Origin of the sequence: Mesorhizobium sp. WSM4989 (assembly GCF_029625795.1) — a bacterium.
Lineage (GTDB): Bacteria > Pseudomonadota > Alphaproteobacteria > Rhizobiales > Rhizobiaceae > Mesorhizobium.
In genome coordinates this window covers 2,374,973-2,388,003 of record NZ_JARTVN010000001.1, presented here as the reverse complement: position 1 = coordinate 2,388,003, position 13,031 = coordinate 2,374,973, and the positions used below count along the sequence as shown (strand labels likewise).

14 protein-coding genes are annotated in these 13,031 nt (G+C 64.2%); 9 read left to right on the top strand and 5 right to left on the bottom strand.

Annotation, left to right across the window (positions count from 1 at the left end):
* Positions 1-68: 68 nt before the first annotated feature.
* Both P9217_RS11510 and P9217_RS11505 read right to left on the bottom strand, forming a co-directional pair.
* Positions 69-1,088, bottom strand: coding sequence for an LLM class flavin-dependent oxidoreductase (locus tag P9217_RS11510; protein ID WP_067323561.1), 1,020 nt, complete (start codon positions 1,086-1,088; stop codon positions 69-71).
* Between the two features lie 160 nt (positions 1,089-1,248).
* Complete coding sequence (locus P9217_RS11505) at positions 1,249-2,742, bottom strand: aldehyde dehydrogenase family protein (protein ID WP_278085981.1); 1,494 nt, start codon at positions 2,740-2,742, stop codon at positions 1,249-1,251.
* A 204-nt stretch (positions 2,743-2,946) separates the two neighbouring features.
* On the opposite strand from P9217_RS11505, the gene P9217_RS11500 reads away from it, so the two are divergent.
* Entirely contained in the window at positions 2,947-3,708 is a 762-nt protein-coding gene (locus P9217_RS11500; protein WP_278085982.1) for a COG4280 domain-containing protein, read from the top strand.
* An 89-nt stretch (positions 3,709-3,797) separates the two neighbouring features.
* Entirely contained in the window at positions 3,798-4,016 is a 219-nt protein-coding gene (locus tag P9217_RS11495) for a hypothetical protein (RefSeq protein ID WP_278085983.1), read from the top strand.
* A 43-nt stretch (positions 4,017-4,059) separates the two neighbouring features.
* On the opposite strand, the gene P9217_RS11490 is transcribed toward P9217_RS11495, so the two are convergent.
* Both P9217_RS11490 and P9217_RS11485 read right to left on the bottom strand, forming a co-directional pair.
* Complete coding sequence (locus P9217_RS11490; RefSeq protein WP_278085984.1) at positions 4,060-4,245, bottom strand: hypothetical protein; 186 nt, start codon at positions 4,243-4,245, stop codon at positions 4,060-4,062.
* Positions 4,246-4,376: 131 nt separating this feature from the next.
* Entirely contained in the window at positions 4,377-5,009 is a 633-nt protein-coding gene (locus P9217_RS11485; RefSeq protein ID WP_095825125.1) for an isoprenylcysteine carboxylmethyltransferase family protein, read from the bottom strand.
* A gap of 196 nt (positions 5,010-5,205) precedes the next feature.
* Between P9217_RS11485 and P9217_RS11480 the strand changes: the two genes are divergently transcribed.
* The 3 genes from P9217_RS11480 to P9217_RS11470 are packed head-to-tail and all read left to right on the top strand — an operon-like array spanning position 5,206 to position 7,704.
* On the top strand, positions 5,206-5,883 hold the full coding sequence (locus P9217_RS11480; RefSeq protein ID WP_278085985.1) for a winged helix-turn-helix domain-containing protein: 678 nt from the start codon (positions 5,206-5,208) through the stop codon (positions 5,881-5,883).
* Positions 5,884-5,939: 56 nt separating this feature from the next.
* Positions 5,940-6,320 carry a YkvA family protein gene (locus P9217_RS11475; protein ID WP_095799568.1) on the top strand — a complete coding sequence of 127 codons (381 nt, stop codon included), beginning with the start codon at positions 5,940-5,942 and terminating at the stop codon, positions 6,318-6,320.
* Positions 6,321-6,324: 4 nt separating this feature from the next.
* Positions 6,325-7,704: a HAMP domain-containing sensor histidine kinase gene (locus tag P9217_RS11470; RefSeq protein ID WP_278085986.1), complete on the top strand. Its 1,380-nt coding sequence runs from the start codon at positions 6,325-6,327 to the stop codon at positions 7,702-7,704.
* Positions 7,705-7,714: 10 nt separating this feature from the next.
* Here the strand turns inward: P9217_RS11470 and P9217_RS11465 are convergent, their stop codons facing one another.
* Positions 7,715-8,581 carry a helix-turn-helix domain-containing protein gene (locus P9217_RS11465; RefSeq protein ID WP_067323547.1) on the bottom strand — a complete coding sequence of 289 codons (867 nt, stop codon included), beginning with the start codon at positions 8,579-8,581 and terminating at the stop codon, positions 7,715-7,717.
* A gap of 106 nt (positions 8,582-8,687) precedes the next feature.
* Here P9217_RS11465 and P9217_RS11460 point away from each other — a divergent pair, with 106 nt between their 5' ends.
* From P9217_RS11460 to ugpC, 4 genes are all read left to right on the top strand, one after another.
* Positions 8,688-9,956: an ABC transporter substrate-binding protein gene (locus tag P9217_RS11460; protein ID WP_278085987.1), complete on the top strand. Its 1,269-nt coding sequence runs from the start codon at positions 8,688-8,690 to the stop codon at positions 9,954-9,956.
* Positions 9,957-10,223: 267 nt separating this feature from the next.
* Positions 10,224-11,084, top strand: coding sequence for a sugar ABC transporter permease (locus P9217_RS11455; protein WP_067323545.1), 861 nt, complete (start codon positions 10,224-10,226; stop codon positions 11,082-11,084).
* Positions 11,081-11,917, top strand: a complete 837-nt coding sequence (locus P9217_RS11450; RefSeq protein WP_278085988.1) for a carbohydrate ABC transporter permease — start codon at positions 11,081-11,083, stop codon at positions 11,915-11,917. The genes P9217_RS11455 and P9217_RS11450 overlap by 4 nt, the downstream gene beginning before the upstream one ends.
* Positions 11,918-11,929: 12 nt before the next feature.
* On the top strand, positions 11,930-13,015 hold the full coding sequence (gene ugpC, locus P9217_RS11445; RefSeq protein WP_278085989.1) for a sn-glycerol-3-phosphate ABC transporter ATP-binding protein UgpC: 1,086 nt from the start codon (positions 11,930-11,932) through the stop codon (positions 13,013-13,015).
* Positions 13,016-13,031 lie beyond the last annotated feature (16 nt).

Sequence of the window (13,031 nt, the reverse complement as noted above, 5' to 3'; positions counted from 1 at the left end):
CGCCGATTCGATCATGGCCCCGAAATCGAGTTTGGTCTCGCCTCGCGGCCGTCGAATCGCTCGATTGATCACCGCCAGCCGAGTGCCGGCGCGACGTGCTTCAGGATCGCCTCGATGACATGGGCGTTGTAGTCGACGCCGAGCTGGTTCGGCACGGTGAGAAGCAGCGTGTCGGCCTCGGCGATCGCCTCGTCTTGCCTGAGCTGCTCAACCAGCACATCCGGCTCGGCGGCGTAGGTACGGCCGAAAACGGCGCGCTTTTCCGGCTCGATATAGCCAAAATGATCCTCGCCCTCGCTGCCGCCGAAATAGGCGCGGTCCATATCGTTGACCAAGGCGAAGATGCTGCGGCTCACCGACACGCGCGGCTCGCGCGCATGGCCGGCTTCCTTCCAGGCGGCGCGGAAGGCTCTTATCTGCTCAGCCTGCTGGATGTGCAGCGGCTGGCCGCCCTCGTCGAATTTCAGCGTCGAGCTCTGCAGGTTCATGCCGAGCTTGGCCGCCCATTCGGCGGTGGCGTTGGTGGCCGCGCCCCACCAGATCCGTTCGCGCAGGCCGGCCGAGAACGGCTCGAGCCTGAGCAGCCCAGGGGGATTGGGAAACATCGGCCGCGGATTGGGCTGGGCGAAGCCTTCGCCGCGCAACAGATCGAGGAGGATCTCGGCGTGGCGGCGCGCCATGTCGGCATCGGTCTTGCCCTCTTCCGGCACGTAGCCGAAATAGCGCCAGCCATCGATCACCTGCTCGGGCGAGCCGCGGCTGATACCGAGCTGCAGCCGGCCGCCGGCGATGAGGTCGGCCGCACCCGCATCTTCGGCCATGTAGAGCGGGTTCTCGTATCGCATGTCGATGACGGCGGTGCCGAGCTCGATACGCTTGGTCTTCGCGCCGGCCGCGGCAAGCAGCGGAAACGGCGAGGCGAGCTGGCGGGCGAAATGGTGGACGCGGAAATAGGCGCCGTCGGCGCCGAGCTCCTCGGCCGCGACTGCAAGGTCGATCGACTGCAGCAACGCGTCGGCGCCCGAGCGCGTGCCCGATTGCGGGGCGGGCGACCAGTGCCCGAACGACAGAAACCCGATCTTCTTCATGCGCTCCGTTCCGAGTCAGAGCGGCCCGCTGAACCGCTCGTGTTCTTGTGTAGCTCCAGCGCAATACCAGCAAAAAACATGCGATGGCTTTCCGCTTCGGAACAACGCAAATAGTTGAAGCCGTGCGGCTATTCAACGAAACGCGACCGGATACAGACCGTCAATCGATCCGGATCCAAACGCCCTTGGTGTTGAGATATTCGTCGAGATGCTCGGCGCCGCCCTCGCGGCCGTAACCGCTCATCTTGTAGCCGCCGAACGGCACGGCCGGGTCGATCGCGTGATAGGTGTTGACCCAGACCGAGCCGGCGCGCAGCCGGTTGGCGAGCTGGTGCGCCTTGCCGACATCCTTGGTGAACACGCCGGCGCCGAGACCGTAGGGCGTGTCGTTGCCGCGCCGCACCGCTTCGTCCAGCGTGTCGAAGGGCAGCGCCGAGATGATCGGCCCGAAGATTTCCTCGCGCGCGATGCGCATGCCGTCGGTGACGCCGGAAAACACGCCGGGCGTCATGAAATTGCCTGCGGCCAGCGCGCCCTTGGTGATGCGCTCACCACCTGTCACCAGCCGCGCGCCCTCGCGCGCGCCGTCCGCGATGAAGCCTGAGACGCGCTCGAGCTGTCTTGGCGAGATCAGCGGTCCGATCTGGGTCTCGGGGTCGGCGCCGTCGCCGATCCGCAGCTTTGCCGCGAAGGCCGCGACGCGTTCGACGAATTCGTCATAGATCGGCCGTTCGACGAAGAGCCGGGAGCCGGCGATGCAGACCTGGCCGGAATTCGCGAAGACCGACATGGCCGCCACCGGCACGGCGCGCTCGATGTCGGCATCGGCGAGCACGATTACCGGCGATTTGCCGCCCAGCTCCAGCGACACACGCTTCATGTTGGCGGCCGAGGCGCGCAGAATCGCCTGGCCGGTGGCGGTCGAGCCGGTGAAGACCACCTTGTCGACATGCATATGCGCCGCGAGCGGCGCACCGGCTTCCGCGCCCGTGCCGGTCACGACGTTGACGACGCCCGGCGGCACGCCGGCCTCCTGCATCAGGTCGGCGATCAGAAGCGGCGTCAGCGGTGCCTCTTCCGACGGTTTCAGCACGATGGTGCAGCCGGTGGCCAGGGCTGGGCCGATCTTCCAGATCGAGGCGGCGGTGGGCGCATTCCACGGAATGATCGCGCCGACCACGCCGACCGGCTCCTTGCGCGTGTAGGAGACGATCTCGCCGGGCAGCGAATTGCCGATCGTCTGGCCGTGGATCGACGTCGCCATGCCGGCATAGAAGCGCAGCATGCCGAGCACGCGGTTGCGGTTGGCCAAAGTGCGGGTGATCGGCATGCCCATGTCGGTGGTGTCGGAAAGCGCCAACTCTTCCCAATGCCGTTCCATGAGATCGGCGATCTTCAACAGCAGCAGCTGGCGCTCATAGGGCTTGAAGCGGCTCCACGGTCCCTCGAAGGCGCGCCGCGCGGCGGCCACCGCCAGGTCGACGTCCTCGGAATCCGCAAGCGGCACGGTGCCCAGCACCGCGCCGGTGGCGGGGTTGCGCGTCTCGAAAGTCCGGCCGCTCACCGCATCGCGCCACTCACCGTCGATCATCATCTGCCGGTGCCGGCCGTCGATCGGCGTGCGCAGGGGAAGGTCTCTCACCGATAACGTCATCTGAAGCCGCTTCCTCTGATGAGCATGGCCTTATGCCACCGGCCTGCGCACGGGCGCAAGTTCGCCGCCGCGGTCGAGAATGTGCAGCCGGCGACGGCTGATTTGTCCATCCGCCATACTTTGTGCGTCATCGCCTGTTGAACAAGGCTGAACCGGCACCGCCTTCCCAAAAGGGCGGCGAAACACAGACCTCGGTGCCCATTCATGCATGAACTGACCCCCGTTCTCTCCACCGTGGCCGCTTCGTTCCTGGCGTCCTTTGTCGAGGTGGTCGAAGCCTTCACCATCGTGCTGGCCGTCGGCGTGACGCGCGGCTGGCGGCCGGCGCTGACAGGCGCCGTCTCGGCGCTCGCCGTGCTGGCGGCGCTGGTGCTGGCTTTCGGACCGCTGCTGCAGCTGATCCCGATCTCACTCCTGCAATTCGTGGTCGGCGTGCTTCTTATCCTGTTCGGCATGCGCTGGCTGCGCAAGGCGATCCTGCGCAGCGCCGGGATCATCGCGCTCCGCGACGAAGAGGCAGCCTTTTCCAGGGAAACCGACGCGCTGACCCGCCAGGCCAACGACCGTCGCGCCGGCTATCTGGCCGGCGTGGCGGCCTTCAAGGCGGTGCTGCTCGAAGGAGTCGAGGTGGTGTTCATCGTCATTGCGGTCGGGACCGCGCATGGCCAGACGCTCTATGCCGGTCTCGGAGCGCTGGCCGCATTCGTGCTTGTAATGCTGATCGGCCTCGCCGTGCACCGGCCGCTGGCGCGTGTGCCGGAAAATGCGCTCAAATTCGTGGTCGGCCTGATGCTGACCAGTTTCGGCGTGTTCTGGACAGGCGAAGGCCTCGGCGCCGAATGGCCGGGCGAGGATTTTGCGCTGCTTGCCATCTTCGTCGTCATCGCCGCGGCATCCTTCGCCATGGTGCGCTGGCTGCGCAACGCCCACGTGGCGGCTACCAAAGCAATTCCAGGAAAAGTGTGAAACGGTTTTCCGTCCGGAATTGCGGTCAAAAGAAACAGAGCGGCTTGCCGTTTCCCTGAAATGGTGAACCGCTCGAAGGGAATTGCCCGATGAAAATCGTCCGCCTCGTCCTGAAGGAGCTCGTCGGCATGTTCGTCGACGACGGCAGCCTTGCGCTTCTGGCGCTGCTTCTGATCGCTTTGGTCGCCGGCGCCGTGAAGCTTCTGGCGCTGCCGCCGCTCCTCGGCGCTGTCCTGATCCTGATCGGCTGCCTGGCGATCCTTTTGGAAAGCACGAGGCGCGGCGCGCACGGCGGAGGCAAAGGCTAAGCCGGCCTGATGGGTGGCGCGGGCCAATTCGACGCGACGCGCTTTAGGCTCGGAGGGCGCGACTTTTCTTGCCGATCGCGCGTTTGACGAAAAGCTCGGCGTGCTCGGCCCACTGGATTTCTGTGACGTTGTTCTCGCGAACCGATCGCTTGAAAGCTTCCCGCAACGCGTCGAGTTCAAACACCGACAACCGTCCGAGCGTATCGTGTTTCGACGTGCGAATTTCCATCACGCAGCCCAACAGCCCAAGTCATAAAGAGGGATATGCTTCGCCAGCTCGGACTCAAGGCATTGCCCCTGACTTCTTTTGGGTGCAATCGCCGGGCTTTTTAGCTCGGGCAGCGAAACGCCCAATCGCAATCAGTAGATTGTGAACAAGGTCGGCAGCATGCCGATCATACGAAAATGCTCGACCGCCTCGATAAGCGGAAAGAAGGCCAGAAAATATAGGCCGTCCCGGAACGTGCTTTTCAGCGCGCTGGTGGAAAAGACCCAGTGGTCCTCGTCGCGGTAGAGCATCGGATTCGGCCAGAAACGCGGCGTCCGCTCGGCATAGGCCGTGTAGGCGGCGCCGAACTTGCCGGACAGGAACTCGGCCTCCCGGCCGGCGGTGAACCGGAAGACGAGGAAGCTTGCAAGCCCAAGCATCGCCGCGGCCAGCACCGATCCGAACATCAGCCCGATACCCACCGCTCCGATGATCGAGAAGAAATAGAGCGGATTGCGGCTCATCGAGAACGGACCGGAGACGACCAGCTCGTCGTTCTTCCTGCCGCCGACATAAAGAATGCTCCACAGCCGGCCGAGAAAGCAGACGAGCACGAAGCCGAAGCCGGCCGTCTCCATCAGCTCGTGTCCGCTCGAGCCCTCGCTGAGGAACGGCTTGGCAAACAGCAGCAAGACTATGGCCGTCACTGCGGCGACCTGGACGACGATCAGGCGCTTGTGCTGGTCGAAGGCCTTTGGCGCTGACTTGAGCGATGTGTAAGCCATTCGATTTGAGTCACTCCGGCCGGGCCAGCGCTCCCCTAACCTTTCTCGCGCCCGGCGGCGAGGTCTTCCCATTATTTTCGATCATTCTTACGAATTTGTAAGGACCCGGACAGGCCTGCGTAAGTCCGGCTTGTGGGAATGGGGCCTCGCCGATGCTACCGTGCCGCTTGAACTCGACACCGGACGATAGGCCAAGATGCGACTGCTGCTGGTTGAGGATGACCCAAGGACTGCCGACTACATCGTCAGGGGACTGAGCGAGGCCGGGCACGCCTGCGATCTCCTGCGCAATGGCCACGAAGCGCTCGCCGCGGCAACCTTCAATGCCTATGACGTCATCGTTGCCGACCGTATGGTCCCCGGTCTCGACGGCCTGTCGATGATCAAGGCGGTGCGAGCGGCGGGCATCAAGACGCCGGCGATATTCCTGACCTCGATCGGCGGCGTCGACGACCGGGTGGAAGGGCTGGAGGCCGGCGGCGACGACTATCTGGTCAAGCCCTTCGCCTTTTCCGAACTGCTTGCCCGCATCAACGCGCTCGGCCGGAGGCCGGCGGCGCAGGAGCAGAAGACCAGCCTTCGTGTTGCCGACCTCGAAATGGACCTGATCATGCGGCGCGTGACCAGGCAGGGCAGGACCATCGACCTGCAGCCCCGGGAGTTCAGCCTGCTCGAAGTGCTGATGCGCGGCGAGGGCCGGGTGATTACCCGCACCATGCTTCTGGAGCGCGTCTGGGACTTCCATTTCGACCCCAAGACCAGCGTCGTCGAAACCCATATCAGCCGGCTCAGGGCCAAGGTCGACAGGCCGTTCGACGTGCCGCTCATCCATACCGTGCGCAACACCGGCTACAGCCTGCACGCGCAGGGTTGACGATCCATGCCTGATCGCATCTCGCGCCTCCGGCCGGCTGTCCGTATATAAGCGACATGGCGATGCTGGACTCCACAAGGCAATGGGCGCTTCGCATGAAGCGCGACGTCGTGGCGCTCTGGCTTGCCGCCCGCGATCCACGCGTCCCCTGGTACGCAAAGGTCGTGGCCGGCGCGGTCGCGGCCTATGCGCTGAGCCCTGTCGACCTCATTCCGGATTTCATTCCGATCATCGGCTATCTGGACGATCTTGTAATCGTTCCGCTCGGCATCCTGCTTGCGGTAAAGCTGGTTCCGGCCGGGCTCATGCGGGAATTCCGCGACACCGCCACGCGCAGCACCCGGCCGGTCAGCCTGACCGGTCTGATCTTCATGATTGCCGTCTGGATCGTGGCGGCCCTGGCCCTGCTATGGCTGTTCTGGCCGAGCCCCGCCTGAAACGATGAAGGAAGCACGCCCCAGCCTGCTGCGCAGCACGCCGTTCCGCCTGGCGCTTACCTTTGCCTTCCTGTTCGTGCTCGCCTTCATCCTGTCCGGCGCGGTCGTCTATCAGTTGATGAGCGCCGATCTGGCGAGACGGCTCGATAAGTCCATCAAGGAAACCTATTCGGTCGTTGCCCTGACCTATGCCGCCAACGACAAGGAAGATCTTGTCGCCTCGGTCAACAACAACGCCGACCTCAGCCCCGACAAGGACCAGCTTTTCTCGCTGACCGACCGCGCCGGCAACCGTCTGGCGGGCAATTTCACCGCCTCCGGCCTGCCCGACGGTTTCTCGATGTTCGCCGCCAGATTGCCGGGTGTGCCGCCCGACACGATGTACCGCGCCTATACCGGCGAGGTCGGCGGCAACAATCTGACGGTCGCCTTCTCGCTCGCCGAGACGGACGAGCTGAAGACCATCGTGCTGATGAGCTTCGGCTGGGGCACGCTGGTCATCACCGGGCTCGCCATTGCCGGCGGCGCCCTGCTCGCCTCGCGCGTCCAGCGGCGGCTCGACGGCATTGCCGCCACCATGGTCGACGTCTCGCACGGACGGCTCGACGCGCGCATCCCGTTGACCGGCAATGGCGACGACATCGACGCCGTTTCCATCCAGGTGAACGCAGCCCTCGACCGCTTGTCGGGCCTGGTCGACGGCATGCGGGAGGTGAGCGCCAACATAGCGCACGACCTGAAGACGCCGCTCAACCGCCTGCAGATGATCCTGGAGCAGGCCGCCGACAAGACCGCCTCCGGCGAGACCGTTTCGGCCGAGCTGGCCGATGCGCGCAGCGAAAGCCGGCAGATCAACGACACCTTCGATGCGCTGCTGCGCATCGCCCAGATCGAGGCCGGCGCGCGCAGGGCGCGCTTCGTCGATCTCGACGTCGGCAGTGTCGTCGACACCATCGGCGAGGTCTATGCCGACGTCGCCGAGGATGACGGGAAGTCCTTGTCGACAGACCTCGTTCCGGAGACGAAACGGTACGTCCACGGTGACCGCGACCTGCTGATGCAGATGCTCGCCAACCTGGTCGAGAACGCGCTCAGGCATTGTCCACCGCGCACAGCGATCGAGCTGTCGGTGACAACGCAGGGCGACCGTGTCCTCGTCCATGTCCGCGACGATGGACCCGGCATTCCGGCCGGCGAGCGCGAAAAGGTCTTTCAGCGGCTTTACCGGCTGGATTCCAGCCGCACGACGCCGGGCAGCGGCCTTGGCTTGAGCCTCGTCAAGGCGGTCGCCGACCTGCATGGCGCGTCAATCACGCTGGAGGACAATCATCCAGGGCTCGCCGTCATCGTCGACTTCCCCGCGGTGAGGGAGCCCGCCGCCTGACGGGCAGGCTTCAGCGCACGCCCGCCCTGCGGAAATCGGAGGGCGACATGCCGGCAAGCTTGCGGAACGACTTGTTGAAGGCGCTGAGCGAGCCGAAGCCCGAGTCCATAGCGACCTTCAGCACATTGGCGCCCTCATGCATCAAAAGCGCCTGGGCATAGCTCAGCCGCAGCAGATTGACATATTCGTTGAGCGTCATGCCGGTCGATTTCTTGAACAGGCTCATGGCGTATTTCGGATGGATGTCGGCCGCCGCCGCGATGTTCACGCAGTCGATGTCGTAGAGGAAATTCTCGGCGATGAAATCGCACATGCGCCCGACATTGCGCGAGGACTGCTGGTCGAAGGCGCTGCCGGCGCCGTGGCCGGACGCGGTTGCCGGCACCAGCCGGTACGGCTCGAAGCGCACCCGCTCCAACCGCAAGAGCAGCTCGTTGACGGCGTGTTCGGCCTTGGCCGCATCGCCCGAGCGCGCATACTCGTTCCAGCGCTTGAAATTGTCGTTGTCGGACTGGTCGGTGGCATTCGTCACCAGCGTCGCGCCCGTCATCAGCCGGTGCCGGACATCGGCCGGCAGATGCAGCCTGAAGAAATGCACCAGCGGCAGATGCGCGCCGGCATAGATCGCGTCATCGGTGAGATCATCCATCTGGTGCGGCAGCCCGCCCCAGAACAGGCACATCTCACCGGCAGAGAGCGCGATCTCATGCTCGGCCATGCGGTAGTGCACGCTGCCGCGCACGATGAAGTTGACCTCGACCTGGGCGTGCCAATGCGGCTTCAGCATCACCAACGGCTGGTTGTGGAACATCTGCAAGGCCAGCGGCAGGCCTTCGACGCTGCTCGCGCCTGGCTGGTAGAACGGACGCTCCGGCATCTTACTTTCCGCCAATTTCTTATTCCCTTTGTCGGGGACAAGCCTTCCGCGCCGCATAATCTAGCCAGGCTCACGGTGAGAGAGCAAACGAAATGGGAGGATTTCAATGCGCACCACACTGACCTGCGCCGCGCTTTTGCTTGCCCTGGGCTCCGGCCCCGCTTTGGCGCAATCCGGCGAACTCACGATCTGGAGCTGGAACATCGCCGCTTCGTCGCTGAAGGCCACCGTCGAGGGCTTCAACAAGAAGTACCCCGACATCAAGGTCACCGTTCAGGACCTCGGCAACCAGCCGACCTATGACAAGTCGATCGCCGGCTGCGCCGCCGGTGGTGTCGGCCTGCCCGACATCGTCTCGATCGAGAACGGCGAGGCCGAGAACTATTGGAGCCAGTTCCCGGACTGCTTCGTCGACCTGCACACGCTGGGCTACAGCGCGGAAGACCAGAAGAAATTCCCCGATTTCAAGCGCACCGAGCTCGAGGTTGGCGACAAGGCCTATGCCATGCCCTGGGATTCCGGCCCGGTCGCCGTCTTCTACCGCCGCGACTTCTACGAGAAGGCCGGTGTCGACCCCGCATCGATCAAGACCTGGGATGATTTCATCGCCGCCGGCAAGAAGATCCAGGCCGCCAACCCCGGCGTCACAATGACCAACGCCGACTTCAACGGCGATACCGAATTCTTCCGCATGATCTCCAACGAGCAGGGCTGCGCCTATTTCGCCGAGGACGGCCAGTCGATCACGGTCAACCAGCCGAAATGCGTCGACGCCATGACCAAGGTCAAGGAAATGAAGGTCGCCGGCATCGTTTCTTCCGCCGACTGGTCGACCAAGATCACCAACAACACGGCCGGCACCGTCGCCACCCAGGTCTATGGCGGCTGGTATGAGGGCACCATCCGCACCGAATCGCCGAAGGAGAGCGGCAAATGGGGCGTCTACCTGATGCCGAGCCTGACCGCCGACGGCCCGCGCGCCGCCAATCTCGGCGGCTCCTCTTTGGCCATCACCTCGGCCAGCAAGAACAAGGAAGCGGCCTACGCCTATCTGAAATACACGCTGGAGACCAATGAAGGCCAGATCACCATGCTGAAGGATTTCGGCCTGGTGCCGTCGCTGATTTCCGCGCTCGACGATCCTTACGTCGCGCAGGGCCAGCCCTATTGGGGCGGCCAGGCGGTCTGGAAGGATATCCTCGCCACGCTGCCGAAGGTCGTGCCGAGCCGCGGCACGCAGTTCCAGAGCGATGCCGAGATCATCGTGCGGGCCGTGCAGACCAAGTATCTTGCCGGCGGCTATCCCGATGCCAAGGCCGCACTCGACGACGCCGCCAGCCAGATCGCCTCTGCGACGGGCCTGCCGGTCAAGTGAGCGTCGCTTTTCCTTCTCCCCTTGTGGGAGAAGGTGGATTGGCGCGTAGCGCCAAGACGGATGAGGGGTGTTGGACGGATTGCCGTCGTTGCCAAGCTGGAACACCCCTCATCCGGCCGCTTCGCGGCCACCCTCTCCCACAAGAGGAGAAGGCAAGACAGGGCAGCGCCTGCATCGACCATTGGCACTGCTCCAGCAATTCAACACATGATCAACACCGCGCCCGCTAGGAAGGCGCGACCCGAAACTGGAAGGAGGAGGAACACGATGCGCTACCGCAACGCCGCCGCGTATCGCTTCCTCACGCCTTATCTCCTGATCTTCGCCATCTTCTGGATCTGGCCGATCATCAGCTCCTTCCTGATCTCCTTCCAGGCGACCCGCACCGTGCCGTGGCGCTTCGCGCCGACCTTCAACTGGGGCCGCCTGATCGGCGACCCCGCCTTCTTCAACGCGCTGAAGAACACGCTGCTTATCCTCGTCATCCAGGTTCCGGTGATGATCTCGCTGGCGGTCGTGATGGCGGTGCTTTTGAATTCGCCGCTGCTCAAGGCGCGCGGCCTCTACCGCTTTGCGTTCTTCGCCCCGGTCGTGGTCGGCGAGGTCGCCTATTCGGCGGTGTTCCGGCTGATGTTCAGCCTCGATTTCGGCATCGTCAACAAGCTCTTGAACAGCGTCGGCCTGGAGAAGATCGACTGGTTCTCCAACGTCACGCCGGCCATGGCGCTGATCATGATCGCGGTGACCTGGCGCTGGGCCGGCTACAACGCCATCATCATTCTTGCCGGCCTGCAATCCATTCCCGATGACGTCTACGAGGCCGCCACGCTCGACCGCGTCAGCAAGGTGAAGCAGTTCTTTTACATCACCCTGCCGCTGTTGAAGCCGGTCATCGTCTTTTGCGCCGTGCTGTCGATCATCGGCACCATGCAGCTCTTCACCGAACCCTTCCTGATCACCGAACGCGGCGGGCCGGGCGGCGGCACCGAAACCCTTGGCCTCCTGCTTTACCGCCAGGGCTTCCGCTCGCTCAATTTCGGCTATGCCTCGGCGATCGCCTACACCATGGCGGGCCTCGCCATCGCCATCACTTTGGTGCAGCTCTGGCTGACGAGGGAGCCGAAATGACCTCGCGCTCGCAAAGGCGGCTCGGACGCAGCATCCTGCTGCATCTCGTCCTGACGCCGCTGGCGCTGATCTGGCTGTTCCCGCTGTGGATGATGGTGGTGTTCTCCACCATGCCCGACAACGGCATCTTCAGCCCCGGCGTCGAGCTTCTGCCGCATGACAGCTTCCTCGACAATTTCAACAATCTGCAGCGCGACACCAATTTCGTCGGCGCGATCGGCATCTCGGTCTCGGTGGCTGTGACCTACACTTTTCTCTCGGTGCTGCTCACCTCGATGGCCGGCTGGGCGCTGGCGCGCTACGACTTCCTCGGCAAGGGCATGGTGGTGGCGATCATCTTCGGCACCATCACGCTTCCCTACGCCGTGGTGCTGATCCCGCAATTCATCATGGTGGCGCGCGACTTCCAGCTCGCCAACACCTGGATCGCGCTGATCGTGCCGCCGCTGTTCAATTCGCTCGGCGTGCTCTTCATGCGCCAGGCCTTTTCGATGATGCCGGCCGAGCTGTTCGACGCGGCGAGGGTCGAAGGCGTGAAGGAATGGCGCATCTTTCTGTTCGTGGCGCTGCCTTTGGCGCGGCCGATGCTGGCGGCCCTCGCCATCATTCTCTTCCTCGCCTCGTGGAATAACTATCTCTGGCCGCTTTTGATCAACAGCCAGCCCGGCGCGATGACGGCGCCGGTGGCGCTCGGCACCCTGATCGGCCTGACCAAGGTGTCCTGGGGCGGCATCATGGCCGGCGCCGTCATGCTGACCGTGCCGATGCTGATCGTCTTCGTGCTGCTGCAGCGCCATTTCATCGCCGGCATCGCCGCCGGCGCGGTCAAATAGGATAGGAACGAGATGGCCGCCGTCACCCTCACCAATGTCGTCAAGCGTTTCGGCACGTTCGAGGTCGTCCATGGCGCCAATATCGACATTACCGATGGCGAGTTCGTCGTCTTCGTCGGCCCGTCGGGATGCGGCAAGTCCACGCTTCTTCGCATGGTCGCCGGGCTGGAGGACATCAGCGGCGGCGAGATCGCCATCGGCGGCAAGGTGGTGAACGATGTCGAGCCGGCCGACCGCGGCATCGCCATGGTGTTCCAGTCTTACGCGCTCTATCCGCACATGACGGTGGAGCAGAATCTAAGCTTCGGCCTGCGCATGAACGGCAATCCGAAGGCCGACACCGAACGGCGGGTCAAGCGCGCCGCCGAAATTCTTTGCATAGACGAGCTGATGCAGCGTCGGCCGAAGCAATTGTCCGGCGGCCAGCGCCAGCGCGTCGCCATCGGCCGCGCCATCGTGCGCGAGCCGCAGGTCTTCCTGTTCGACGAGCCGCTTTCGAATCTCGACGCCGAACTGCGGGTGCAGATGCGGGTCGAGATCTCGCGCCTGCACAAGGAGCTCGGCGTCACCATGATCTATGTGACGCACGACCAGACCGAGGCGATGACGCTCGCCGACCGCATCGTCGTGCTCAAGGCCGGCAATGTCGAGCAGATCGGCGCCCCGCTCGACCTTTACGACGATCCGGCCAACCGTTTCGTCGCCGGCTTCATCGGTTCCCCGAAGATGAATTTCATCGCGGCGAAGGTCGTCGATTTGTCCAACAGCGCCGCGACCATCGAGCTCGTCAATCATGGCGGCGCCAAGCTGCGCAAGCCGCTCTGCGGCCCCTTGCCGGCGCCCGGCGCGGAAGTCGTGCTCGGCGTCAGGCCGGAGCATTTCTTCGAGGCCGGCGAGGGCGACTGCGACATTTCGGTCAAGGCCGACGTCGCCGAGCATCTGGGCTCGGTCAGCTATGTCTACGCCGATGCCGGGCCGGAGGAGCTGATCATCGAGCGCGAGGCCAGGCGCCAGCGCGCCGGCAGCGACCACTTCACCGTCTCGATCAAGGCCGAGCGCTCGCTGCTCTTCGACAAGACAGGCGCCAGGATTCGCTGACTTTCCTTTCTGCCCG

Bases quoted from the DNA above. Each gene is read 5' to 3' on its own strand.
- P9217_RS11510 (WP_067323561.1), bottom strand. From the start codon at position 1,088: ATGAAGAAGATCGGGTTTCTGTCGTTCGGGCACTGGTCGCCCGCCCCG.
- P9217_RS11505 (WP_278085981.1), bottom strand. From the start codon at position 2,742: ATGACGTTATCGGTGAGAGACCTTCCCCTGCGCACGCCGATCGACGGC.
- P9217_RS11500 (WP_278085982.1), top strand. From the start codon at position 2,947: ATGCATGAACTGACCCCCGTTCTCTCCACCGTGGCCGCTTCGTTCCTG.
- P9217_RS11495 (WP_278085983.1), top strand. From the start codon at position 3,798: ATGAAAATCGTCCGCCTCGTCCTGAAGGAGCTCGTCGGCATGTTCGTC.
- P9217_RS11490 (WP_278085984.1), bottom strand. From the start codon at position 4,245: ATGGAAATTCGCACGTCGAAACACGATACGCTCGGACGGTTGTCGGTG.
- P9217_RS11485 (WP_095825125.1), bottom strand. From the start codon at position 5,009: ATGGCTTACACATCGCTCAAGTCAGCGCCAAAGGCCTTCGACCAGCAC.
- P9217_RS11480 (WP_278085985.1), top strand. From the start codon at position 5,206: ATGCGACTGCTGCTGGTTGAGGATGACCCAAGGACTGCCGACTACATC.
- P9217_RS11475 (WP_095799568.1), top strand. From the start codon at position 5,940: ATGGCGATGCTGGACTCCACAAGGCAATGGGCGCTTCGCATGAAGCGC.
- P9217_RS11470 (WP_278085986.1), top strand. From the start codon at position 6,325: ATGAAGGAAGCACGCCCCAGCCTGCTGCGCAGCACGCCGTTCCGCCTG.
- P9217_RS11465 (WP_067323547.1), bottom strand. From the start codon at position 8,581: ATGCCGGAGCGTCCGTTCTACCAGCCAGGCGCGAGCAGCGTCGAAGGC.
- P9217_RS11460 (WP_278085987.1), top strand. From the start codon at position 8,688: ATGCGCACCACACTGACCTGCGCCGCGCTTTTGCTTGCCCTGGGCTCC.
- P9217_RS11455 (WP_067323545.1), top strand. From the start codon at position 10,224: ATGCGCTACCGCAACGCCGCCGCGTATCGCTTCCTCACGCCTTATCTC.
- P9217_RS11450 (WP_278085988.1), top strand. From the start codon at position 11,081: ATGACCTCGCGCTCGCAAAGGCGGCTCGGACGCAGCATCCTGCTGCAT.
- ugpC (WP_278085989.1), top strand. From the start codon at position 11,930: ATGGCCGCCGTCACCCTCACCAATGTCGTCAAGCGTTTCGGCACGTTC.